A 23,610-nucleotide genomic window follows, 5' to 3' on the forward strand; every position below is an offset into this window, starting at 1 on the left:
CTTTTTATTCAATATTTGACAATATGCGTTCTGCACCTAGTTTTAAAATTTTAATAAAGATATAATTTACAATCGTAAACATTACAAATAAAACAATAAACATAACCCACAGTCCTACTTGAAGGAAGAAGTATAATACACTTACTCCCGCTACAATAACTAAAGCTATTAAAATATTAGCTAAAAAATTCCACAAAGTTGTATAGCGGCTCTTAAATAATTTCTGTTCTGTATCCCAATGTATATCGGCAGTTTGTGCATCCCAGCGTGTACCGATTAAATTGATTAGCAATAACCCGTTCGCACTTAGCAAGTACCAAAGTATCATAAAGACTGGTGAAACTCCCGCTACAACTGCCATCGTAATACCGAATACTGCTAGAATTGCTATATTAATTATCCAAGCTGTTAATGCTTTCGCAAAAAAGATATCGGACGCCTTTACTGGTAAGTATCGATTCACAAACCAAGAGCTTCCATCTCGTGAAAATGACGTTGTTGCAATAACGTTACTTCCCATTAAAAATAGAGATGCACAAAGCCCTACACCAATCGTAAGACCTGCTGATTCTGGATTATTAATATATTCTGTAATCCATTTTAAATTTCCATCTTGTACAAATAAAACAAAGAATAACATAATCGGCATAACGAAAGTTTGTACAATACAATTTAAGAAAAATTGCGGTGTACGGAATAACGTTTTAAATTCTTTTTTCACATATGCTTTTAAATGTGAACTTTGTACCGTTGATTTCTGTAAACCTTCCGACGTAATAGCTTGTTTCTTTGCTGTACTCGTTGAAAGTCCAATAACCCCTTTTAAATATGTACGCTCTGCAATGTAATAAAACACCACAAAAAATACAAATGAAATAAGTGCAAAGATTAATACATATAAAGGTCCCTTCCAACTTGCACTTTCTATTAATGCCACTGCTCCAAAATATGTAGTTGGAAAATAATTTGTCATTTGTACTAAAAGAGAGGATTGATTATTTACAAGGTATTCCGCAGCTGCGTCTCCAGAAAACGCACTTTTATTTCTCCACTGCATAAATACGTTAATTCCTACAATAAATAGTATACTTACGATTCCAATGAATATATTTCCTCGGTCTTTATTTTTCGCTATATTCGTATACCTCATAATAATTGTCATCAGTAACGAAGCTAATACTAACGGCACGATCGGGAAGAGTAAGTAAATAAAAATCATGTATATGTAATATGTAATAAATGCGCCACTTTTTAGACCGTACGTAATAAAGATTGGTAATAAAATGAATGAACTCATTACGTATTGTGTTATTAATACCGTTAAAAATTTCGCTGAAATAATTTGCGCTGGTTTTAATGGTAACGGCAGTAACATTTCAATATCATTGCTGTAGTAAAATACAGTTAAAATGTTCGTAATACTCATTAAAAATACCCAAATACTCGCAATCGCAAGTCCTATTGCGATAATAATTCCCGGTTCCTGTCCTATATGTTTCATACCTTCATACATTCCGTGTGTCATCGAACCAAATATTAAGAAGCCAACAAATAATATTGCTGCAAATGAAAATACATACGCCCAGCGTTTCTTCTTATCTGTTATGAAATCTGCATAATTTAATTTCAATAATACTTTCGTTAACGTCCAAATTTTACTCATTGCCCGTCATCTCCAAGAACATTTTTTCAAGTGATTCATTGGATTTAAAATGATCTCTCATTTCATTTAAATTCCCTTTAAACTGAAGATTCCCCCTATTAATAATCGCAACGCGGTCACATAATTTTTCTGCCACTTCTAATACGTGTGTAGAGAAAAATACAATCTTCCCTTTATCCGCATGTTCTCTCATCATTTCTTTTAAAATATATGCAGATTTCGGATCAAGCCCTGTTAATGGTTCGTCTAAAATCCATACATCCGGCTCATGTATAAGCACACCAATAATAACGATTTTTTGTCTCATACCGTGTGAATAACTTTGAATTTGGTCAGATAATGCATTATAAAGATCAAATTTCTTCGCTAAAGACTCTATTCGTTCTTGTCGTACCTCTTTCGGCACTTCATACATATCTGCCATAAAGTTTAAATATTCAATTCCTTTTAATCGTAAAAACATATCTGGGCTATCTGGCACATAACCAAACGTCTTTTTCGCTTCCATCGGCTCTTTCGTAATATCTTTGCCGTTAATCGTAATGGTCCCTTTGTCCACCCCATGAATACCAGTAATCATCTTAATTGTCGTTGATTTACCCGCACCATTCGGTCCTAAAAATCCAAAGATTTCTCCGCTAGGTACCGATAAGCTTAAATCTTTTACTGCATAGGTAGATCCATTATAACTTTTCGACACATTCATAATTTCAATCATTCCATCCAATCCTTTCCTTAATTACCAAATAACTATATTGATATTATAGCATACTTCTATTTTTAGATTTTTGTATTTTTTAGATTTTTGTATTTTTTCAGTTTTTTAACTTTTAAAATAAATATACAAACCTAATCCAACGATTAAAACAACAGCCAGTATAATATAAATCATCGTCAGCCGTTTAATATTCCCTTTTGTCGCCTTACTATAATTCGCATCACCATTCCGCCCAATTAACACCGTCGCCACTACAGTAATCACTACAAGTAATACAACGATCATGATCCAAGTTAACATTTCTTCCTCCCCCTCCTTACAATCATTTTACAATATTATCCTCTTTATTTCGCAGTATATTTCCTCTTTTTACTATTATTATGAAAAGAGCTGGAAAACTATTATTACCATTCATTTCCATACGTGATATATTTATAACATGATGTGATTTATTTCTAACATTATAAGGAGGATCTATCATGAAAACAACTTGGATAAAATATTTAGGATTTCTCGGTTTTTTCGGATTTCTCGGATTTTTTTACGAAAAAGGATTGTTTACTATGTTCTGTTTCTTCTCCTTTTTCACAACGTATAGAACGGTTCAACACGATGAACTGTTTGAACAAATCGTCAATAAATCGTGCCGCAATGCATTTATCGTTACATTACTAACTACCGCTATCATTATGTTTATTGAAATGTTATTTCCAAACCCTACACTACAAGAGATTGATATCGCTCTTATTTTCGGCACACTTATTCTTACGTTCGGTTTCTCTATGTTCTTTTACGATAAACCAGTTGATGAAATGGAAGATGCGCCATGGCGTTCATAACGAAGATAAAAGAATACCGCGCCAAATTGGATTTGACACAAGAAGATTTAGCGAAAAGTGTTGGTGTACGCCGTGAAACAATTAGCCATCTCGAAAAAGGAAAATATAATCCTTCCTTGCAGCTTGCCCATGATATCGCGAAAGCACTACATAGTTCTATTGATGAGATCTTTATTTTTGAAGATTAATGTAAAAAAGCCCTTATAAAATAAAGGGCTTTTTGTGTCATAACATGTCGTTAAATCGATATCTTTTGTTGAAAAGTCGATATATTTCATTTAGATTAGGAACAGACTACACTTTTTTCCGCAATCTCTACAATTCCTAAAATTTGCAGCAAACTCTCCACTTCATAGGTCGGCTTAACACTTGTCTTGTTTTCTTTCAATCTCGGATTATACCAACACGTATCAATGCCGTAATCTTCTCCGCCTTTCATATCAGAAGTTAGCGAATCTCCAACGATTAGTACGCTTGATTTATCAGTAATCCCAAACTTCTCAAATGCATACTCAAAAATCTCACGTGCTGGTTTTTGATGACCAACCTCTTCTGAAATAATAATATGATCAAAGAAGTTACTTAAAGGTGAATTTCCAATTCTCGATTGTTGTACTTTCGTATATCCATTCGTAATAATACCTAGCTTGCAATCTTGTAGATTCTCACATAATTGCACCGCACCTTCTATAAGGTGTACTTCTTTCCCTAAGTTTTCAAGGTATACATCACTAAATTGCTGTGCATCTACTTCTATATTATGAAGCGCAAATAATTGTCTAAATCGATCTACCGCTAATTCACTTAGCGTAATCATTTTATTTTCTAAGTCTCTCCATAATCCATTACTAATCTCTTTATAACTTGCAAGATAATCTTTATATCCTGTAGGCATGCCAAACTGTACAAACGCGTTATGTAATGCGTTTCTTTCCGTTTCAGGGAAATCTAATAATGTATCGTCTACGTCGAATAGTATTACTTTGTATTTCATGATGTTCTCCTCAATTCCTAATTTAAAAACTTCATTCTCATAGCTTAATTATAAGCTTATATATATTTCATTATAAAGTGCTTTAACCCGCTCTTTATAGAATACACCTTTATCTTCTATTTTCAAATGTGCTATAAATAAGTTTGCAAGCATGACCGCTGTATCTAACCTATAAAATAAACTAACAATATGCGGAGTAGCGTTAAAGATACTATCATTCTTATATCCCTCTTTAAATTCTTCCCAATTAACCTCATTCGTTTCAGCTATTCTCATAAGCTCCAATAATGGATGACCAATTAGAGCGTTATCCCAATCAACTATCGCTTTAATTTCTCCATTATATCCAATTAAATTGGCTGGTCGAATGTCCATATGCAATAAACTCTTTACATGATCTGCTGTACTAAGAATATGTTCAATTGTTTTTGTATCCGGAAGATTAATTTCACAGTTCGTGATTGTATTAAACCCTTCTATCCGTTTCACAATTCTTTCTGCCATATACTTACTAATGGGCTCTCTACTATTTTGTTCGTAATGCAAACCATCAATTGGCATACTATGAAGATTGCTCACTAACTCCCCTATTTTGCATGCAGAAATTGGCATATGATCAGTATACACACAATCCGAAATTAAAAAATCAAGTTCGGTTGAAAGATGCAATCCGTGTATCCTTGGTACTGGAATACTTTTTGAATGACAATACTTAGACAGTCCTGCTTCCTTTTGCAACGAAATCCGACTGTTAAATAAATCTTCATTTATATTTTCCACTTCTCTTTCCCATGGTACTCGAAATGCCAAAGGCCCCTTTTCTGAATCCCCTCGAAAAACAATATTTTGCACTCCCGTTCCAATCACCTTTAAATCCTGAACAGCTAGTTCCTTATACTCTTGACTTAGTATTGTTGCTAGCTTTTCTCTTAACCCCTCTGCTTTTACACGTGTATGAATCATTTTATCCCCCGATTCGTAAGTTCTTTTCATCCATTTTCTCCTCGGTGCACAACATCCTCATTAGCCAAATTATAGCAACAATAGTAAAAGGAGGCTAATCCAATTAGCCTCCTGACTTCTTATTTATCCTCTAACAATAACACTTTCATTTCCTCTAACGACTCTTTCGTAAAGCCAAGAGCTTTTTCAGCGTATGCTTCAATTGATCCGTATTGCTTCTTAATTTCATTAATCGCAGCTTGTAAATATTCAGCACGTGCTTCAAACATTGCACCTAATATCGCTCTGCTCTCATCGTTTTGTAATTTTGCACCTAAAAAGGCCATCATTTTCTCATTTAACTTTTCACGGAAGCCGTTACTTAATAAATAGTCTTCCATGACTGTTTCTTCTGATACACCTAATAGAAGTAATAATAATGCCGAACCAAATCCAGTACGGTCTTTTCCAGCTGTACAGTGGTTTACTAACGGTAAGTTTTCTGGATTTCGAGCTAGTTTTAAGAAGCTCACAAACGCCTCATTACCACTTACAAAATCTTGATTCATTTTCACAAGGTATTCGCCTGGTTTGCCTAATACTGATAAATCACCAACTTGGAAAAACTCATTTATATTTAAATCTTTCGCTAATTCTTGCATAACTGGTAAGCATATTTGACGAGCGCCTGTAATACCTGGATTTGGCTTATGTTTCACTTCAAAATCTGTACGATAATCACAAATTAATTTTAAGCCAGACTTTTGTAAATACTCGATATCCCACTCTGTTAATCCTGCTAATTCTTCAGAGCGGTACAACTTGCCCCATTTTACTTTACGGCCTTCTGTCGTTTCATATCCGCCCATATCACGGAAGTTAAACGCGCCTTGTAATGGCAGTCTACGCTCAGCTACTGTTACTGCTTGTCCATTACTACCTACTAGTCTAAAATATGGACGCTCATTTCCGCTTAAGTTTTCAATTGTATATGATGATTCTCCATTTACCGTTGCAAGTAATTCTCCAGTTTCTTCAATATGATCTGGTGAAGTACTCCAATAAATACGAACTTCTTCTATATTATTTTCCCACTTTATTTGTAACGTATTATCTTTATTTCTTTCTACAGTTGCTTGTAGCCAATTTCTTTGCTGCCCCATTCTTTCACCAACGCTTTCTCTTATAATCGAATCTTACTCTATTGTATTATAGGAATATCTACTTTGTCGTTCTCATTTTTCTTTTTATCTTACAAACAGGCAAAAAGTTCTTTTACTTGTTCAAAATTTGTACACGGATTCCCTCGAAATACGTATGCGATTTGTTCATTACCTAAATCTTCATATACAACTGTTCCTCGATCAGGGTGCGAATAAAACTCTAACCCGTTTATCATCTGTTTAACGCTATAATTCGTTGTCCATGAAGAAACAGGATAGTACGCTTTGTTTTTATGCCTACAAACCCAAAGTGCATATAGTTTACTATCTTCATCCCAGTATACATACTGCGTTTCGTCATTTCCTAATCCGACCGATTCGAGCTTCCAACTTAACTTTTCATGAATTGGCAATTTCGAATAGATTACGTCATCTGGAGCATTCCACTCACGACATCTTCCTATCTCACCCATTTCACCTCTATTCGCTTGAAAGCTTAATAAGTGAAATGGTGTATGTAATATCGTTTTCGCAAACTCCATATTTACCGGCTGTAACCCAAATAGAAATCTTTCCATTTCATCTTGTTTTACATTTCCACGATCAATAGAAATTTCAATTTGCGTTTTCCATTTAGATGTAACGTAACTTTCTTTTCCCTTATAATTTACACCTTTCCAATACACAAGCCCTTTATATTGAAAACAAGCTCCTTTTGCTTGAGAAATACAACTATCTGGAAATACCGGCTCTATTATATCGAGAAAAAACTCTTTTACCCGAAACATTCCAGTTGGAGTAACAACCTGAAACAAAAATGTTTCCCACTTTTCACCCTCATAACGCTCTGAAAATTTTTCGATGTTCCAACCTTCTAACAAGATCTCTGGATACAGTAAAACAAAAGAATGGAATTGTTTCTCCAGCATATATAACCCTCCCGCTAAATGAGTTCGAGAGAGTAAGCCATCCATCCTTCTAAAATATTCTCACATATCGCTCAGTAGAGCTCAGTTGCTGACATCCGTTCTTTTCAAAGACATCCTTCATCCACTCGTTTTGTACATTTGTCTCACCAATATAATAAGATGCGCCTATTTCCTTTAAGACAAACATTGCCCCTGTAAAGAATGCTGCTTCATACCCTTTATTTCGCATATTTGGAGCGACTGCGAAATACATAAGTTTTCCTTCTTCTAACGTACCTCTTTCAATATGCGGGATTACAATTCCTATTGGCTCTTCTTCATCGATACTCGCTGTTAAACAATGTTCTTTCCATTGCCCACCAATTTCTTGTAGCATCATATTTACAAATTGATCATAAGTGACTTGTTCTTCCGTCATTTCGTTCCAAAGAGAATAAAAAGTATCTTCTCCTACTTCTTCAATAAGCTTAAAATCAATTTCACTTTCTACAGCTTCTACTTCATATATATCCTTAAATACGATCATGTTTTCAGTAATATATTCAAATGAATACGTTTCGAAACATTTTTTATACACATCATAATTTGGGCTTTTTGAAGAGATTTCAAAATGTAGTTTTTCTAATCCATCTTTTTCAGCTTCAGCAACGCAATATTGCATCATCTCTTCTAATTGCTCTTCTGTAAAAATCTCTGCATTATTTTCTTTTATCATGACAGAAGAAGCATTTCTTCTTATTTTAAAATGTTTTTCTAACTGTTCTATAGTCATCATATATTTCCCTCATCTATGTCATACTCGAATTTCTACTTGTTCTCCTTGCATGAGCAGGATTGTCCTTGAATATATAGAATACTAGAAAACATCGCATCTTTAAAGTGCGGAGGAGGTTCTCCATTGGATATTACAGCGCTGCAACAACAGTTAGAGCTTATACAACAAAATGACTATACGCAACTGCAACATATAGATATTAATGAGTTAACGTTGAACATGCTTCAGTATGTCGGAACGACTGATAGTTACGTTCGTTACCAACTTATCTATAAATGTTTTTCCCATTTTATTCATCACGAATTTCTTATGGATGATCAACTGAAATTACTTTTACAAACTTGTTTAAGTGATGAGTATTTATATTGTGACATTCACTCCCCACATACAGATGGGGTTTTCACACGTTCTTACACTGTTTCGTTAATCGCGTTAATACTCCAATTCGCTAACTCGCACTACTTTTTTACAGAGGAGGATATCAAAGAAATAAAAAACAAACTCATTACATACACAAACTTAGAAATGGATTTTCGAGGCTATATTGAAAATAAAGGATGGGCTCATTGTCTTGCACACGTATCTGATGCCTTCACTGAAATTGTTCACAATTCCTATACGACCTTTGAGTCGTACGAGGAATTAATTCATTGTTTATTAAATAAAATGTTCATTCCATCGGATCTATTTCATAATAACGAAGATGAACGCATTGTTACGCCGTTACTATCGATGCTATATCATGACTTTCCGCAAGATGAGTTAATTTCAATTATTTATAAAAAAATAAAAAGGCTTCCTCAAATCAGAAAACGCCTTTCCCTTAATGAGTATTGTATTTTATGCGCAAACATTAAACTCTTTTTACGCACATTATTTTTTAGAACAAAAGATGATCATAACTTAGCATTTACAGCACGTAAAACAGAAAAAATGTTAAAAGAACTGCCTAATTATTATTAAATATAAGGAGAAGAAATATGGGCTATATTGAAGACATGAGAAATCTAGTAGGAAATCATCCACTCATTTTAATCGGGTCACACGCCATTATATTAAATGAGAAAAATGAAATATTATTGCAGCTCCGTACAGATTTTAACCGCTGGGGCATTATTGGCGGCGCCTTAGAATATCATGAAACGTTAGAAGACGCGTTAAAACGAGAAGTATTTGAAGAAACTGGACTTATTATCAAAAATCCAGAACTTTTCCGTACATACTCAGGACCTGATTTCTTTCAAACCTATCCAAACGGTGATCAAGTACATGGTGTACTCGTTGTTTATATTTGCCGAGAATTCCACGGCGAGCTTGTATGCGATCAAACGGAATCGAAAGAACTGCGCTTCTTTTCGCTTGATAAGCTGCCTTTTAATCTTCATCCAGTCATTGAGCGGATTATTAAGGAGTTCCAACACTCCAATTAAAAAACATTACATATTTTATATAGAAATAAAACAACCTCATCTCCCGTCATTATAACGTGAAATGAGGTTGTTACCGTTCACCATAAATTCCAATTTCCCCAAAATGATATTAACGCTCTCTTTCTACAGCTTTATATTCCTTTGCAAATAAGAGTGTTATATAAGAAGTAATAAATGAAAAAATAGTATACATGCCCACCCAAAAGAAAAATGATGGATCGTATAATGTAATATTTAACATAAGAAAAATAAGAAATGTTACCATTGGCATCATATAAAATGTACCTACTTTATATGTCACAGCTATTGATATAATACAAATAAGCAATGGATATATACAGAAAATAAAAATTGACTCACTCAATGTTATGTCCCCCTTTCTGAAGAAATAATAGGTTTCTCGTAAACATTTTGGGGAACAACAAAGTTTTATATTTTTATTCGTTATTAGTAAATAAAATGTTAGATTGTTATCTCAATCTGATTTCCTTCAGGATCACTTACTACACTTTCGTAGTAACCATCCCCTGTAGTACGCGGGCCGTTTAATACAGGGGATCCTGCTTCTCTTAATGTATTAGTTAATTCGTTCACTTTTTCTTTACTACCTACAGAAAAAGCAATATGTGCATACCCTATTGTTTGTGTTTTTATTACATCGTCTATCCCTACCTGCCTCATAAGTTCTAGACGCGCACCACCTTCAAAAGTTATAAAATAAGATTCAAACTGCTTTTTCGGATTGTGATATAAGCTATTTTCTTCACCATTAAAGTACTGTTTATAGAAATCACGCATTCCTTCTAAATCATTCACCCAAATTGCTATATGTTCAATTTTCATAATCGACACCTTTTCTTTTATGCTATTCAACTGACAATTGGATGCTTCATTGCCAGCACATTTAATTTTCTTTATTTGTTCTCGTAATCATAAGATCAAGTCCAAGACTTTTTAATCCATATAAATAATCTTCTTTCCAATTACTCACTGATATTTTCGGAATATGTTCTGCCGGGATATACTGCGGACAACTTTTTACAATTTGATCTATTACGAATTGGTTCACTTCATCATCACAGAAGATGAATCCATGAGGGTTAATAATAGCTATACATGTAGCTATTAATCGGGTAATAGCATCTATATTATATTCCTCTGGATTATTAGAATTTTCAACTTCGTCTCCACTTCTCAAAGCTTGCAAGAAATTTTTATTATCGTACTGCGGGACGAAAGATATCTCTCCTGAGAAAAATGTACTTCCGCGTACAACATCTCCATTTACCATAATCCCCGCACCTGGCCCATTTTGACCTGAATACAAATATACAAGAGATGAATTGTCATTACTTCCTGTGTTTTTATGATAGCCGAGCACAGCAGCATTCATATCGTTTTCTATTACTACTGGTATAGAAAACAGTTCCTCCAAATGACTTTTCAAATTAAAATTTTGGAACTTTTCATATCCAGGAATATAGAAAATACGCCCATTATCGACTGCACCAGGAACACCAATTGATATAGAACTTATTTTTGGAAACGTAGCTATAAGACTTTCTATATGTTCTGTTAATACGCTTAGGCCCGTATCAATTAATGCACTTGAAGTACTTCCTTGTTCTTTTACTTCCCCTAAACAGTTAAAAATTGTATAGTTCGTCTCATTTCTCTCTAAAAATATCGCTAAACCTAACATATATTCTGGATTATATTCATATCGTTTTGCTCTTCTTCCGCCACTTGAATCATCTAAACCGGCTAAAGTTACTTCACCGTCTTGTTTCATTTTTTCTATAAATTTACTTATCGTTGGAAAACTAATTTCTAATGTATTACTAAGTTCAACTTTCGTTGCACTACCTCGCTCTAGAAGAGCTGTACGAATGCCGCGAAGGATTGTCTCTTTAATCGATTTTTGAGTAACAAATTGTTCACTCAAATCGCTCACCACCTTAATCAACATACTTATTAAACACTTTTAATAAGTTGCGTTGACAATATATCATACATCATTTTCTAAAGCAATAGAGATGATATATTTCTACTAGCGGCACTCCGTATTTAATTCGATGTATTCTCTCTCGTAACAGACGATACAATTCCAGACAAGATAACAAATAATAAAACAGCTAGCAAAGCATTACGTATTCCAAATGCTTCTCCAAGTATCCCTAAAAATGGTGGTCCGACTAAAAACGCTGTAAAACCGATTATAGAAACTGTAGCAACATTAGAAGTCGCATTTTCGCCGCCATCTCCAGCAGCAGAAAGCCCAATCGGGAAACCTAGCGCGGCACCAATCCCCCACAGTACTACACCAAGTGCTAGAAAATATGAGTCACTCCCAAATATGACAATTGTCATTCCTATAATTGCCATCATAATAGTAGCACGCATAACAGCGGCACGACCGAATCGATCAAGAAAATAACTACTACACATACGAGCTAACGTCATTGCCAATACAAAAATAGTGTACATAATAGAACCTGTCACTACACTTTGCTGATATCCGTCTACCATCACGATAGGTAGCCAATCATTAGCACTCCCTTCTGCAAATGCCATTCCAAGTACAAAAAGACCAAGTAAAAGCACCTTTTTTTCCATACGTAAGGAAGTATGCTTTGCTCGCTGTTTGTTCCGCGATTTCTCCTTCTTTCCTGTTCCATGCGGAAGAAAACGATACAACATACATACAAGTAATACAAATACGATCGAAATTGCAAGAAACTGATACAGAATTGGGATGTGAAGCGAAGCCGCGACAGAACCACTAAGCGCGCCTACTAAAGTTCCTACGCTAAAAAAACCGTGAAATTTCGGTAGAAGTGTTGTTCCTAATTTCCGCTCAATGGAAGAACCTTCTACATTTAATGCGACTTCTGCTAATCCATATCCTACCCCAAATACTAGTAAGCTACCAAAAACCCCCATACTAGAAACAAAATAAATATTAATACCTAAACAAAGCAATCCAACAATCATAAAAAACATACTGCCTATAATAACGCCTCTAGCTCCCTTACAGTCAATGAAGCGACTTGCACTCAGTAAACCAATTATTGAACCGACTGATAGTCCGAACAAAATCCAGCCCATTTCTGCATTTGAAACTGCTAAAATCTCTCGCACCGCTGCCGTTCTAGAAATCCATGTAGCAAAAGCGACACCTGGCAAAGCAAATAAGAGGAATAGAGCGTTTCGAGAGGCAAGTAGTATCTTTGTATCATTCTCCGCGAAATCTTTCTTCATATGAAACACCTTTCAAATTGTTTATGCGTTAATTTACACACTGATGAAAACACCTTTTATTCTTCTATCGTTTTAATAACTTTAGCTGGGTTACCACCAACAACTACATTATTAGGTACATCTTTTGTCACAACTGCCCCTGAAGCAATTACAACATTATCTCCAATTGAAATACCAGGGTTAATAATGGCTCCCCCGCCAACCCAAACATTGTTACCAATCTTTACAGGCTTCCCATATTCTTTTCCAGAGTTCCGCTCTACCGGATGCAACGGATGCGTAGCAGTATAAATGTGAACGCCAGGTGCAAACATACAATTATCACCGATTCGTACTTCACAAACATCCAAAATCACACAATTAAAATTTGCGAAAAAGCTCTTTCCAACATGAATATTGTAGCCGTAATCACAACGAAAATCAGGATTAATGTGGGTTTTTCCGTCAGCTGAAGAACCTAAAAGCTGATTTAATAAAGTAAAACGTTGTTCATCTCCTGTCTCCATAGCCTCGTTATAAAGACGTGTCAAACGTTTTGTCTCCACCCTATCAGCCACTAATTCTTCGTCATCCGCAATATACATTTCTCCCGCCAACATCTTTTCTTTTTCCGTTTTCATAGAATCATCTCCTTCGTTATAGAATGAATTACACTTATTAAACAACTTTAATAAGTGACTTCAATTATACTTATTAAACACGTTTAATAAGTATCCCTATATTAGCATACTTTTTAATATATGCAACTAATAAGTTTGGAAAAGAAGTGCGAACTCCTTGCTCTACGTATCGATATAAAGAATAATTTATATCGAAAAACGAGGGAACGCTCATCGCCCCCTCTCAAATCCAATCCGTTTTTTAATTTCTGCTAAATTTATCTTCGCAATTTCACGAGCCTTCTCAGCACCGTTTTCTAACGCTTCATATAATAAATGCGGCTCATTCATATACATTTCGTATTTTTCCCGAGGTCCAGCCAATTCGCGGTCTACAACGCGAAACAACTCTTTTTTCACATCTCCCCATCCAATGCCTGTCTCATACTTTTCACGCATCGACTGCATTTCATCTTTCGTCGCGAATTCTTTATATATTGTAAATAACGTTTCTATTTCTTTCGGTTCATTTGGAAGTGAAGAATCTGTTTTGATTTTAAATATTAACTTTCGTAGTTTTTCTTGTTCTGCAAATAATGGGATCACATTCCCATAACTTTTACTCATCTTTCTTCCATCAAGGCCGGGTAAAATGGCACCCTCTTCTTGCACTACATACTCTGGAAGCGTAAATGTCGTGCCGAATGTATGATTAAAATACGTCGCAATATCACGCGCAATTTCAATATGCTGAATTTGGTCTTTTCCAACTGGTACATGAGTAGCTTGGAATAGTAATATATCAGCCGCCATTAAAATCGGATACGTATATAATCCCATATTCACTCCAGCATCGACCTCTAACCCTGCTTCTTTATTTTGCTCTACTTTCGCTTTATACGCATGAGCACGGTTCATAAGACCTTTCGGAGTTAGACAAGCTAATATCCAAGCTAGTTCTAAAATCTCCGGCACTTCTGTTTGTCGGTAAAAAATAACATCTTCTCCAAGTCCGAGTGATAACCAAGTAGCTGCTACCTCTTTCGTATAACTACTGAACTTTTCTGGATCATGCACAGCATTTAACGCATGATAGTCAGCTATAAAATATAATGCTTTTCCTTCATTATTTTTTGACATTTGTAATGCTGGTTTAATTGCACCAATATAATTTCCTAAATGCGGATAACCTGTTGGCTTAATTCCTGTTAACATTATTTTTTCACTCACACTAACTCCTCCTTCCTCAAAATAAAATAAAAAGAGCCCCTCATCCTATAAAAAGGACGAGAGACTCCCGCGGTACCACCTTAATTAGCTATCATTAGCTCACTTCATACTTCGATAACGTGAAGTAACCGTCTTTACCTACTCATTTCAGTGAGAAGCTCCAGAGCCCATTCCATATCCATCCCTTACTGATTCCCACCACATATCAGTTCTCTGAAAAGTTTTGAATATGTACTCTTCTCTTTCATTGCTTTTTAGTTATTTTTTACAGTTTATCACATTTTCCCTTCTAATAAAACTGAATTTTCTGATTTTCTTTATTTGGAATTTTAACAATAACCATTACCGATTTATTCCATACCATATATAATCAATATATACAGAATTTCTTTGCAATACAAAAACGGGGTGAAGTTATGGGTTGGTTTACTAAAAAAATCGATAAGTTTAAGAGAAATATTCAGACTAACGATGATACTTTAGGGGTAATTATACATTTCACACCTATCGCTATATATTTATACACCTGCGATGAGTACATAGAAACGTTTGAAGGTGCGCTCACTTTTGAGAATGAGAACGGAAATCAAGTAGAAATAGGGGGTACTTTCATTTCTCTTGAAGTAGATGCTAATTTTCGCATGGACGATTTAATATTTGATTACAAACTAAAGGAAAGCAATCTACCTATTGTTGAATTAAAAGCCTACGCATGAGACTAATTTGTTTACTATAAACTAAATAAGAGTAATAGATTTCTCCTCCCCAAAAGTCCTTATCGCTACCAAAACTGAAGATAAAAGAATCTTCTCGAAATGATAATACTATATCTTTTGTTTAAAAGGATTGATGATAACAAACTCTAACATGAACAGATTGCCCAGTTTATCAATTCATTGTATAAATTATTAAATTCTTATTCGAAGATTGAAAGTCCTTTTATCTATATCCTATACATATGAAGTTCACATAACCCCACTTATCAGTAGTTAGTCTGCCTAATTTCAAATGAGAATAAGCTCCTTTATTTTCTTTAAGCATAGCATGTAAAAGAGTATGAAATATTTATAAAAAGTAGGTGGAAACATTACATTAGATTCTCACCGTATTATAGGTTTTCCTGGAATGGGTATGGGCGGTTTCCCTGGAACAGGTATGGGTGGTTTTCCTGGAATGGGTATGGGTGGCTTCCCTGGAACAGGTATGGGTGGTTTCCCTGGAATGGGTATGGGCGGTTTCCCTGGAACAGGTATGGGTGGTTTCCCTGGAATGGGTATGGGCGGTTTTCCTGGAATGGGTATGGGCGGTTTCCCTGGAATGGGTATGGGCGGTTTTCCTGGAATGGGTATGGGTGGTTTCCCTGGAATGGGTATGGGTGGTTTTCCTGGAATGGGTATGGGCGGTTTCCCTGGAATGGGTATGGGCGGTTTCCCTGGAACAGGTATGGGCGGTTTCCCTAGAATGGATATACCAGTTATCTATAACCTTGATTTTTAATAGGGATACCGCTACATTGCTATCAAACTTTGAAAATACATTTTAATATCTATATACCAAAAACCTAAACATACTTCTTATTAAATGCAGCAAATGAAATTACATTTTTCGATATAAAAAAACAATTGATGCCCATCATAAAGTAAAAAACCCTTCTCTAGACGCTATATTAGAAGCTGATTAATGGGCACGCCAATATGCAAATCAATTATTAGTAAAAAAGAGCTAAAACAGTTTTATCTGTTTTAGCTCTTCTTTACGTATTCAACTTCACAAATCTATAACCGTGCGTTACTAACACTTTTAATATCGCATATCCTGGAATTGCTAAAATAATCCCCATAATTCCAAATAAATTTCCCGCAGTTAAAATGATAAATATAATAGTAATCGGGTGAATATCTAACTTTTTCCCCATGACTTGCGGAGAAATAAATTTACCTTCTGCTAATTGTACAATCATCATAACGATAATTACTTTTAACACCATTGATGGCGAGTCGATAAATGCGATAATTAAAGCTGGTGTAATTGCAATGATTGGTCCTACGTACGGAACGATATTTACAATCATCGCTAAAATAGCAAGTAGTACCGCATATTTAATACCAATAATAAGATAACCGATTAATAGCATAATACCGATAAATAAACTAACAATAATTTGCCCTCTAATATACGAACTAATCGCATAATGCATATCATCTAGTATTCTCTTCGCTGCTGGTTGTCTTTGCTCAGATATAAACCTTAAAAAATGATTCGGTAATTGCTCACCATCTTTTAAAAGATAGAACAATATAAACGGAACCATTACAAATGTTAAAACGACCTCTGTAACAGTACTTAAAAATCCAGTTACATTTCCTGTCACTGATGATAACGACTTCGTAAAATCAACTGTGTAGTCTTTTACCATACTCGCTACATCAATATTTAAATTCTCCTGAATTTTCCCTAGTAAATTACTTTCTCCGAATCTACGTGCTGCTCGTTCGATTTCATGACCGAAATACGGTAAGTTATCTATTAATGCATCAATTTGATCTTTAATAATTGGGATTACAGTTACAACTAAAAATACAAATAACCCTAGTACTACTAAATATATGGAAGCTATTGATACGATTCTTGAAACACCTTTCTTTTCTAAAAGCGAAACGAATGGATGTAAAATATAAAATAGCACTCCCGCCAATAATACCGGGAAGAAAATTGTTTTTAAAAAGACGATAAACGGAGTAAACACAAAAGAAATTTTCGTTAGCAGTAATATGTTAATGAACAATAACGCAAATCCAAGTAACACCGCTAAATAATTTTGTTCTCTAAAAAACTTTTTCAACTTATCTCTTTTTCTTATATTTACTTTCTCCAACGAAACCACCTCTTTGAATAATGAAAAGCCCTTATTCAGGGCTTCTCATTATAATCTATATCTTTATTTTCTTGCAGCTTTCACTACAAATGATACAATAAGAATTAAAACGATTGCTCCTAATAATGCTGGCACGACATGAATCCCACCAAATGATGGCCCAAAAGATCCAAATAATCTACCACCTAACGAAGCACCTAATAAACCTGCGATAATATTTCCAAACATACCACCCGGAAAATTTTTACCCGTTATAGAACTAGCAATTGCACCTATAATAGCACCAACTATTAATGTGATAATCCATCCCATCTTTAGTCCTCCATTTCTATTATGGTGTATTTCTTTTTAATACTAAATGATTATGTAACTATTATAATTATTATATCCAAAAAAGAAAAATGTTGTCAAATCTATGAAAATAAAGTCTACAAGGAGGTTTTACCCTATGATTCAAAAATTAATAACAGCTTCTCACAACACGGCTACTTCTATTTTAAACATTCAAATACCCGCTTATGAAATCGAGGCGAAATATATAAATAGTACAGCTATCCCTCGTCTTTATGATACTGTAGCCGATATTCAATCATGTGATGAAATTTTTTACGGCTATTTTTATGAAGATACACTTGCCGGGTTTATTTCATTTAAAATGGATGAAGAGGAAGTTGATATTCATCGTTTAGTAGTATCCCCTGATCATTTTCATAAAGGAATTGCAACAAAACTACTACTATATGTATTTGACATGTTCTCCCCTTCCAAAACATATATTGTACAAACAGGGAAAGAAAATACCCCTGCTCTATCTTTATATAAAAAATACGGATTTATTGAAGTAAAGGATATCATATTACCCGATGGTGTGGTTTTAACCTCCCTTAAAAAATCAGAAAACAATAAATAGTTTGACTCATTAAATTATTTATGTTATCTTTTACTTTATAAAACCTTTTGCTGAGTCCAAATTTTGGAGCGGGGGAACCATTTTTGTAGCTATGCTACTTGGGGCGAATCTTATTTAAGTAGGGAAACTCTCACTTCCCGAGTCCGACAGCTAACCTCGTAAGCGTAATGGGAGAGGAAGGTGCTTTTTGCCTATGTTACACAGTGTACCTCCTTAATTATAAATATGGAATCGATACCATTAGACACCTATATTTATAGAAAAGGAGACATGTATAATGTTACGTTTATCTGATCACGCAATAAAAATGATGGAGCAAAGACTTCGACTTGAACAGCACCGCACATATCAAGCAAATAAAGTTGTAGATAATTTACATCACAAATACTTCTTTCAGCATATTTTTCAGCCGAAAAGATAAGGAAACCATACGTATAATATAATTTAATACAGAAAGCTTTGCGGTTCTGAATCGCAAAGCTTTTTGTATTACTATTAAAAATAATTTTCCATTAACTTATTCATCCAATCTGGCACACGAGCATTTTCTCTTGTATCAAAAGCAGCAATATATGGTTTTATATCTAAAATAGCCGTTCGATCATTAGCGTCTAATCCTTGCACAGTCATAATGTTATTTTCAATCGACAATATTTCAACAGTAGTAATTCCAATAGGGTTTGGACGATGCTTTGTCCGCTGAGCAAAACATCCCTTTTCATCAAAATCACTTAACCCCCTTGGCTTTCTAGCCCACGACTGTTTATTTTCTTCCTGAAAATCATTCATATAAAAAATAACAATTGCATGAGAATAATCCTCAAGACCTGTTAATCCTCCAATATACTCTGGATATATTTTGATGTTTGAAATAATACTTCCCCAATTACGATACACTTTCTCGTCTATAGAAGATTGTACTTCACCAATCTTCACCATACTCACATGGACCATTTTCCTCCCCCTTTATATAACACTATTTACTTCCTCGCCTTAATAATAAAAGTAGTTGGTACCATCCTAGCTTTATATAAAGAATAATATTTCGTAGACGGCTCAGCTCGTTCTCCATCAAACGAGCTCGATGGTTCAGGCTCTTCTATTCTCTCAATTATAAATCCGGCTCTATTTAACTCATTTATGTATGTACTTATTTTTCTCTTATATAATGTCGCTTGTACATTTTCTCCTTTAAATGTTTCAAACGTAATAGGCGTTTCCTCATGATAAGAAGACTTTATAGCAATTTCTTCTGTACCATACTGTAAATTTGAATATACTGGGTGCTCCCAACTAAAAATAAAACTTCCTCCTGGCTTTACATATGAATAAATCAGTTCCAACGTTTTTCTTAAATTCGAAGTCCAACCTAATGCATAAATGGAATATACAATATCAAAATACCCTTTCGGAATATCCCCTTCTTCTTCCATTGCTCCGCATACTAACTTTGGATTCCAACTCTTTAACGTTTCATTCGCTGTTTTAATTTGTTCACTTGAAAGATCAAGCCCCCATAATTCCTCTGCTCCATGTTCCGCCATATATTGCAACGAATGCCCACTTCCACATCCAATATCAAGAACTTTTTTATTTCTGATTGAATCGAACAAATGAATCTCATCTTCAGACGCTGTATACGGGCCGTATTTAGGTAAACAATCCACTTGAAAGAAATAAGGTGCAACTGTATCCCAACACTTTTTATTTAAAGCTAACATTTGTGTATCTTCCATATCCTACATTCCTCCATCCAATTTTCTTCCCCTACTATAAATTACACATTATAGCCTGATCTTCCTTTTCTCTTTGCCCGGTAATTTTTCACTTTCGCGATCGTTCCGCACGCTCTTCCTCCTTCTTCTCCAGCATACATACCACACCATCTTTTGCTTCCATTTCGCGAATGATCATAAAATACCCAGCGACAATCTGGACATGCTTTTAACCTTCCCCACAAATTTCCTTGAATTGACATTAACACAATGCTTAATACTTTTGTATATACATTCTCTTCGTGCACAGGCCCATATGTAATACCTTTCATATCTTCCTTTACATGTACATGAAATGGGTATTTCACTAACCAATTTTGCAACGATCCTTCGCCTTCAATTGCCACCCGAATATCTTCTCGAAAACTTTTTAATTCCTCTATCGTATGAAATGGAACCTTTTTATGAAAATATTTTTTCATAAAAAGGTTTATATCCTCTTCTGTTTGTAGCAAATCAATTGGCTCTCTCGTATCGTTTGGTATTCTCCATGTATTTAAAAATTCCCGAATATATTCTAGTTCATTTGGTGCATTTTGATTCAATTCCATCCACCTTCTTCTCAAAATTTACTTTTTTCTGACTTTATGTATAATTATAATATAAAATAGTTAACCATCAAATAATTTTACTGGTTACATAATTAGGAGGAGTTCTATGAAAAGTCTCTCAATACCGATACGTTTCATGCTTATTTCTTCATTTTTTATGTCTTTTGGGTATTTTGCAGTATACGCATTTTTAGCTATTTATCTATTAACCTTTCTCCATTTTTCAGCTGTTCAAGTAGGAACAGTGTTGACGGTTATGACAATCACATCACGAGTTATCCCATTATTTTCAGGATTAATTGCTGAGAAAATCGGCTATATCATTATGATGATAGCCGGATTATTTTTAAGAGGAATCGGATTTATCGCTTTAGGAATATGCTCTGATTTCCATACAATTTCTATTTCTTCTGCACTTATCGGTTTTGGAACTGCATTTTACGAACCTGCTGCTCGCGCCATATTCGGGTCACAACCAGCTCATATGAGAAAAAATTTATTTACATATTTAAACCTTAGTTTTAATTGCGGTGCAATAATCGGACCAATTGCAGGAGGTTTTTTACTCTTACTCGATCCAATCTATGCTTTCTCCCTAACAGGATCTCTTATGCTGTTATTCGCTTTTATCTTTTACTTACTTAAAAATCACTTCCAAGTCACTACTGAAAACACGTCTATTACATTAGGAATACAGGCCATCTTACAAAACAAGTCTTTCCTTCTGTTTTCATTTATCATGATTTTCTTCTATATTATGTTTACTCAGCTTACTGTCGCACTTCCACTTCATATGAAAAACATTAGTAATAGCAACCAACTCGCTACATTAGTTATTACGATAAATGCAATAACAGGCGTCATATTTATGGTGCTATTCCGAAAACTATTTCACAAATACAACACACTTTCGATTATTAAATACGGTGTTTTATTAATGAGTATTTCCTTTTTACTCATTCCTTTATTTCAACACCCATATTGGCTATTTATTTGTGTAATTTTATTTACAATCGGTGAAACACTCGTATTACCTAACGCTGATATCGCTATTGCAAATTACAGTAGCGAATCATATACAGCTACTTACTTCGGATTTTATCAACTATCACTCGCATTTGGTTTTATCATCGGTAATTATACCGGTACATCTTTTACATCCAACTTAAACGGAATGTATACACCATGGCTTATTTTCGGTGGAATAGGACTTATTGGTTTTATTTCCCTACATATTTTAAATGTTAAAAAAGGATTACCTAAGGAGGATATATACCTATGTAATGATACGAAACACCTTTAACAAATTACAATTGAGATGGTACCTTTAGACAACCGACCTATAATAAAAAGATGATTATGTCTTTTACAACCAAATAAATAGCAAGCCCCTATATAATCAGTTTCAAATTCTAATCCTGGAACGTATCCAGATTTGATACGTTCTATCATTTTTTTATAACAATCATTCTCTTCTATATATTCCTCAATTAACTCTTTCTTATCGTTTTCTGTCCAGTTTTCTTCTACTTCTTCATTCTGAACATCTTCTATTTCTGCTGTTTTCGCTTCGATAGACTCCCGTATAACTTCATTTATACGGGAGAAATTATTAACTTTATATAGAGCATAAACAAATCTACCAATCCAATTGGGGCTTTTCCAATATTCTTTGTATCCCTTTTCGAACCATTCAATTGCTTCTTTATAGCAATTCAACTCAACATATAAATCTGCTACATTAATTTCCCCTAAAAAATTATCAGATTCCCTGTTAAAAGCATCTAACTTCTCTTTCGCTTCTGTCGTTCGTTCTAAATCAATTAAACATTTTACATAGTTATACATTATATAGTCCGAATCCCCTGCAACTCGTAAGAAAAATTCCGAAGCTTTTTCCAGCTCTCCAAGATTATAATGTGCTACAGCTACATTGTGATATGCTTCATCCGATGGTTGAATCGAAATAGATTTTTGTAATACTGCTTTCGCTTCTGCCCACTTTTTTGTTTCATATAAATTTCCCCTAAGATGTTATAGGGAAAGTATGAGGAAGGATTCAACTTAACAACTTCTCTTATTAATTCAAGAGCTTTATCATCATTCTCTTCCTCATAAAAATACATCCAAGCAAGATTATTGAGAGATTGTACATCTCTAGATTCATGTACTGCTTGTTGAAACAGTTCCATTGCTTCCTCATATTTATTTTGTTCAAACATTTCAATTGCCTTCTCGTTAATGTTCAAATAACTACCTCCGAAGTGAATGAATTCATCTATTCTTTATCATTATTTTAAAATGTAAAAATTGTAATTTCCATAAAAAATTTCTTTATCCTGTCTACATTTCGCTTGAAACAGAAGCTAAAACACACGAATTCACAACAATAAGTATACATTTCAATCTCCCTTAAATTGGATATGCAGCCTGTTTTAATTTACATATTATGGTATAATTAAAAAGAGTACTAGCTAAACATTTAAGCTCCACACTAGCAGTCTAACAATGCCAAAATCAAAAATCACATAGAATTGGGGGATATTATGAAACAGAAATTAATTGTTCTTCTATTCATTGGAATCATATTATCAGGATGTTCCACTATAGCAGAAAATTCTTTAGAAACCAGGAGTGGCAATATGGAATTATTAACACCAACGATTATTACAAAAGATAACGAATTAGAAATTAAGACCGAGGGCATTGATGAAAATAAAGTGACTTTTATTTATGTTGCCAATAAAAAAGTATTGGAACAAAAAATTAATAATGGCGAATCTTACAAACTTAACATTAAAGATATCGAGCACGCACATAGGACAGATTACAAACCAAGAGTTCAACTTTTGCAAACGAAAGATGATAATAATGATGGAGAAATAGTAACCTTCAAACAAGTGAGATATACAGTTAAAAACTAATTTGAAAGTTGTTTCATTATAAATGTAACGAA

Annotated in this window: 29 protein-coding genes, 2 pseudogenes, 1 riboswitch and 1 other annotated feature; of the genes and pseudogenes, 11 read left to right on the forward strand and 20 right to left on the reverse strand. The window is 34.3% G+C overall.

The features are described from left to right. Positions 1–4 precede the first annotated feature (4 nt). The 3 genes from LUS72_RS16125 to LUS72_RS16135 all read right to left on the reverse strand — a co-directional run bounded on the left by LUS72_RS16125 (position 5) and on the right by LUS72_RS16135 (position 2,681). Positions 5–1,663 (reverse strand): putative ABC transporter permease subunit, encoded by a 1,659-nt coding sequence (locus LUS72_RS16125; protein WP_264447206.1) that lies wholly within the window; start codon positions 1,661–1,663, stop codon positions 5–7. Next, positions 1,656–2,381 carry an ABC transporter ATP-binding protein gene (locus LUS72_RS16130; RefSeq protein WP_264447208.1) on the reverse strand — a complete coding sequence of 242 codons (726 nt, stop codon included), beginning with the start codon at positions 2,379–2,381 and terminating at the stop codon, positions 1,656–1,658. The genes LUS72_RS16125 and LUS72_RS16130 overlap by 8 nt, the downstream gene beginning before the upstream one ends. A 105-nt stretch (positions 2,382–2,486) precedes the next feature. Continuing rightward, entirely contained in the window at positions 2,487–2,681 is a 195-nt protein-coding gene (locus LUS72_RS16135; protein WP_097833191.1) for a hypothetical protein, read from the reverse strand. 179 nt (positions 2,682–2,860) lie between these two features. Here LUS72_RS16135 and LUS72_RS16140 point away from each other — a divergent pair, with 179 nt between their 5' ends. Together LUS72_RS16140 and LUS72_RS16145 are read left to right on the forward strand one after the other, a co-directional pair. After that, positions 2,861–3,220 (forward strand): DUF3796 domain-containing protein, encoded by a 360-nt coding sequence (locus tag LUS72_RS16140; protein ID WP_097833192.1) that lies wholly within the window; start codon positions 2,861–2,863, stop codon positions 3,218–3,220. Then, the gene (locus LUS72_RS16145) at positions 3,208–3,408 is read left to right on the forward strand and encodes a helix-turn-helix transcriptional regulator (RefSeq protein WP_264447211.1); all 201 of its coding nucleotides are present in this window, start codon (positions 3,208–3,210) and stop codon (positions 3,406–3,408) included. Before LUS72_RS16140 ends, LUS72_RS16145 begins: the two co-directional genes overlap by 13 nt. Before the next feature lie 95 nt (positions 3,409–3,503). Here LUS72_RS16145 and LUS72_RS16150 read toward each other — a convergent pair whose 3' ends face one another. The 5 genes from LUS72_RS16150 to LUS72_RS16170 all read right to left on the reverse strand — a co-directional run bounded on the left by LUS72_RS16150 (position 3,504) and on the right by LUS72_RS16170 (position 8,023). Next, on the reverse strand, positions 3,504–4,214 hold the full coding sequence (locus LUS72_RS16150; RefSeq protein ID WP_097833194.1) for a YjjG family noncanonical pyrimidine nucleotidase: 711 nt from the start codon (positions 4,212–4,214) through the stop codon (positions 3,504–3,506). Between the two features lie 48 nt (positions 4,215–4,262). Further along, complete coding sequence (locus tag LUS72_RS16155; RefSeq protein ID WP_264447214.1) at positions 4,263–5,207, reverse strand: phosphotransferase family protein; 945 nt, start codon at positions 5,205–5,207, stop codon at positions 4,263–4,265. Positions 5,208–5,296: 89 nt separating this feature from the next. Continuing rightward, complete coding sequence (locus tag LUS72_RS16160) at positions 5,297–6,319, reverse strand: tyrosine-protein phosphatase (RefSeq protein ID WP_264447216.1); 1,023 nt, start codon at positions 6,317–6,319, stop codon at positions 5,297–5,299. Between the two features lie 89 nt (positions 6,320–6,408). Then, complete coding sequence (locus tag LUS72_RS16165) at positions 6,409–7,248, reverse strand: hypothetical protein (protein ID WP_264447218.1); 840 nt, start codon at positions 7,246–7,248, stop codon at positions 6,409–6,411. 49 nt (positions 7,249–7,297) lie between these two features. Continuing rightward, positions 7,298–8,023, reverse strand: a complete 726-nt coding sequence (locus LUS72_RS16170) for a GNAT family N-acetyltransferase (RefSeq protein WP_097833198.1) — start codon at positions 8,021–8,023, stop codon at positions 7,298–7,300. A gap of 123 nt (positions 8,024–8,146) precedes the next feature. Between LUS72_RS16170 and LUS72_RS16175 the strand changes: the two genes are divergently transcribed. Next, the gene (locus LUS72_RS16175) at positions 8,147–8,986 is read left to right on the forward strand and encodes a DUF2785 domain-containing protein (RefSeq protein WP_264447221.1); all 840 of its coding nucleotides are present in this window, start codon (positions 8,147–8,149) and stop codon (positions 8,984–8,986) included. A gap of 17 nt (positions 8,987–9,003) precedes the next feature. Continuing rightward, positions 9,004–9,453: an NUDIX hydrolase gene (locus LUS72_RS16180; protein WP_097833200.1), complete on the forward strand. Its 450-nt coding sequence runs from the start codon at positions 9,004–9,006 to the stop codon at positions 9,451–9,453. Positions 9,454–9,562: 109 nt separating this feature from the next. Here the strand turns inward: LUS72_RS16180 and LUS72_RS16185 are convergent, their stop codons facing one another. The 6 genes from LUS72_RS16185 to LUS72_RS16210 form a co-directional block, all read right to left on the reverse strand. Continuing rightward, on the reverse strand, positions 9,563–9,817 hold the full coding sequence (locus LUS72_RS16185) for a YbeF family protein (RefSeq protein ID WP_071744128.1): 255 nt from the start codon (positions 9,815–9,817) through the stop codon (positions 9,563–9,565). Between the two features lie 98 nt (positions 9,818–9,915). Next, positions 9,916–10,296, reverse strand: a complete 381-nt coding sequence (locus tag LUS72_RS16190; RefSeq protein ID WP_264447226.1) for a VOC family protein — start codon at positions 10,294–10,296, stop codon at positions 9,916–9,918. Between the two features lie 61 nt (positions 10,297–10,357). Next, positions 10,358–11,398 carry an ROK family transcriptional regulator gene (locus LUS72_RS16195; RefSeq protein ID WP_141533422.1) on the reverse strand — a complete coding sequence of 347 codons (1,041 nt, stop codon included), beginning with the start codon at positions 11,396–11,398 and terminating at the stop codon, positions 10,358–10,360. Between the two features lie 122 nt (positions 11,399–11,520). Beyond that, positions 11,521–12,714, reverse strand: coding sequence for an MFS transporter (locus LUS72_RS16200; RefSeq protein ID WP_264447228.1), 1,194 nt, complete (start codon positions 12,712–12,714; stop codon positions 11,521–11,523). Positions 12,715–12,770: 56 nt separating this feature from the next. After that, the gene (locus LUS72_RS16205) at positions 12,771–13,334 is read right to left on the reverse strand and encodes a maltose O-acetyltransferase (RefSeq protein ID WP_097833204.1); all 564 of its coding nucleotides are present in this window, start codon (positions 13,332–13,334) and stop codon (positions 12,771–12,773) included. A gap of 210 nt (positions 13,335–13,544) precedes the next feature. After that, complete coding sequence (locus LUS72_RS16210; RefSeq protein WP_097833205.1) at positions 13,545–14,543, reverse strand: tryptophan--tRNA ligase; 999 nt, start codon at positions 14,541–14,543, stop codon at positions 13,545–13,547. Between the two features lie 49 nt (positions 14,544–14,592). Next, positions 14,593–14,800 (reverse strand) — a binding site (T-box leader). Positions 14,801–14,959: 159 nt separating this feature from the next. Between LUS72_RS16210 and LUS72_RS16215 the strand changes: the two genes are divergently transcribed. From LUS72_RS16215 to LUS72_RS16225, 3 genes and pseudogenes are all read left to right on the forward strand, one after another. Continuing rightward, the gene (locus LUS72_RS16215; RefSeq protein WP_264447231.1) at positions 14,960–15,259 is read left to right on the forward strand and encodes a hypothetical protein; all 300 of its coding nucleotides are present in this window, start codon (positions 14,960–14,962) and stop codon (positions 15,257–15,259) included. Between the two features lie 409 nt (positions 15,260–15,668). Next, on the forward strand, positions 15,669–16,040 hold the full coding sequence (locus LUS72_RS16220) for a hypothetical protein (RefSeq protein ID WP_264447233.1): 372 nt from the start codon (positions 15,669–15,671) through the stop codon (positions 16,038–16,040). 92 nt (positions 16,041–16,132) lie between these two features. Then, a pseudogene (locus tag LUS72_RS16225) lies at positions 16,133–16,224 on the forward strand (1-deoxy-D-xylulose 5-phosphate reductoisomerase); the annotation flags it as partial. A 72-nt stretch (positions 16,225–16,296) separates the two neighbouring features. On the opposite strand, the gene LUS72_RS16230 reads toward LUS72_RS16225, so the two are convergent. Continuing rightward, positions 16,297–17,418, reverse strand: coding sequence for an AI-2E family transporter (locus LUS72_RS16230; RefSeq protein WP_141533421.1), 1,122 nt, complete (start codon positions 17,416–17,418; stop codon positions 16,297–16,299). 63 nt (positions 17,419–17,481) lie between these two features. Next, a complete protein-coding gene (locus LUS72_RS16235; protein ID WP_000539733.1) occupies positions 17,482–17,730 on the reverse strand; it encodes a GlsB/YeaQ/YmgE family stress response membrane protein in 249 nt (82 codons plus the stop codon). Positions 17,731–17,866: 136 nt separating this feature from the next. On the opposite strand from LUS72_RS16235, the gene LUS72_RS16240 reads away from it, so the two are divergent. Together LUS72_RS16240 and LUS72_RS16245 are read left to right on the forward strand one after the other, a co-directional pair. Next, the gene (locus LUS72_RS16240; RefSeq protein WP_264447236.1) at positions 17,867–18,328 is read left to right on the forward strand and encodes a GNAT family N-acetyltransferase; all 462 of its coding nucleotides are present in this window, start codon (positions 17,867–17,869) and stop codon (positions 18,326–18,328) included. Between the two features lie 38 nt (positions 18,329–18,366). Then, a riboswitch (cyclic di-AMP (ydaO/yuaA leader) is annotated at positions 18,367–18,509 on the forward strand. Positions 18,510–18,605: 96 nt separating this feature from the next. Then, positions 18,606–18,749: a hypothetical protein gene (locus LUS72_RS16245; RefSeq protein WP_000945246.1), complete on the forward strand. Its 144-nt coding sequence runs from the start codon at positions 18,606–18,608 to the stop codon at positions 18,747–18,749. A gap of 74 nt (positions 18,750–18,823) precedes the next feature. Here LUS72_RS16245 and tsaA read toward each other — a convergent pair whose 3' ends face one another. From tsaA to LUS72_RS16260, 3 genes are read right to left on the reverse strand one after another with little or no spacing between them, the layout of a single operon-like run. Then, positions 18,824–19,282, reverse strand: coding sequence for a tRNA (N6-threonylcarbamoyladenosine(37)-N6)-methyltransferase TrmO (gene tsaA / locus LUS72_RS16250; protein WP_264447257.1), 459 nt, complete (start codon positions 19,280–19,282; stop codon positions 18,824–18,826). A 26-nt stretch (positions 19,283–19,308) separates the two neighbouring features. Then, entirely contained in the window at positions 19,309–20,064 is a 756-nt protein-coding gene (locus tag LUS72_RS16255; RefSeq protein WP_097833211.1) for a class I SAM-dependent methyltransferase, read from the reverse strand. 41 nt (positions 20,065–20,105) lie between these two features. Next, complete coding sequence (locus tag LUS72_RS16260; protein WP_141533420.1) at positions 20,106–20,648, reverse strand: CGNR zinc finger domain-containing protein; 543 nt, start codon at positions 20,646–20,648, stop codon at positions 20,106–20,108. A gap of 112 nt (positions 20,649–20,760) precedes the next feature. Here LUS72_RS16260 and LUS72_RS16265 point away from each other — a divergent pair, with 112 nt between their 5' ends. After that, positions 20,761–21,957, forward strand: a complete 1,197-nt coding sequence (locus LUS72_RS16265; protein WP_097833213.1) for an MDR family MFS transporter — start codon at positions 20,761–20,763, stop codon at positions 21,955–21,957. Here LUS72_RS16265 and LUS72_RS16270 read toward each other — a convergent pair. Further along, positions 21,954–22,903, reverse strand: a pseudogene (locus LUS72_RS16270) (tetratricopeptide repeat protein). The gene LUS72_RS16265 and the pseudogene LUS72_RS16270 sit on opposite strands and share 4 nt — an antisense overlap. Before the next feature lie 279 nt (positions 22,904–23,182). On the opposite strand from LUS72_RS16270, the gene LUS72_RS16275 reads away from it, so the two are divergent. After that, a complete protein-coding gene (locus tag LUS72_RS16275; protein WP_264449068.1) occupies positions 23,183–23,578 on the forward strand; it encodes a hypothetical protein in 396 nt (131 codons plus the stop codon). Positions 23,579–23,610: the final 32 nt, after the last annotated feature.

This window comes from Bacillus cereus (genome assembly GCF_025917685.1).
GTDB classification, from domain to species: domain Bacteria; phylum Bacillota; class Bacilli; order Bacillales; family Bacillaceae_G; genus Bacillus_A; species Bacillus_A cereus_AT.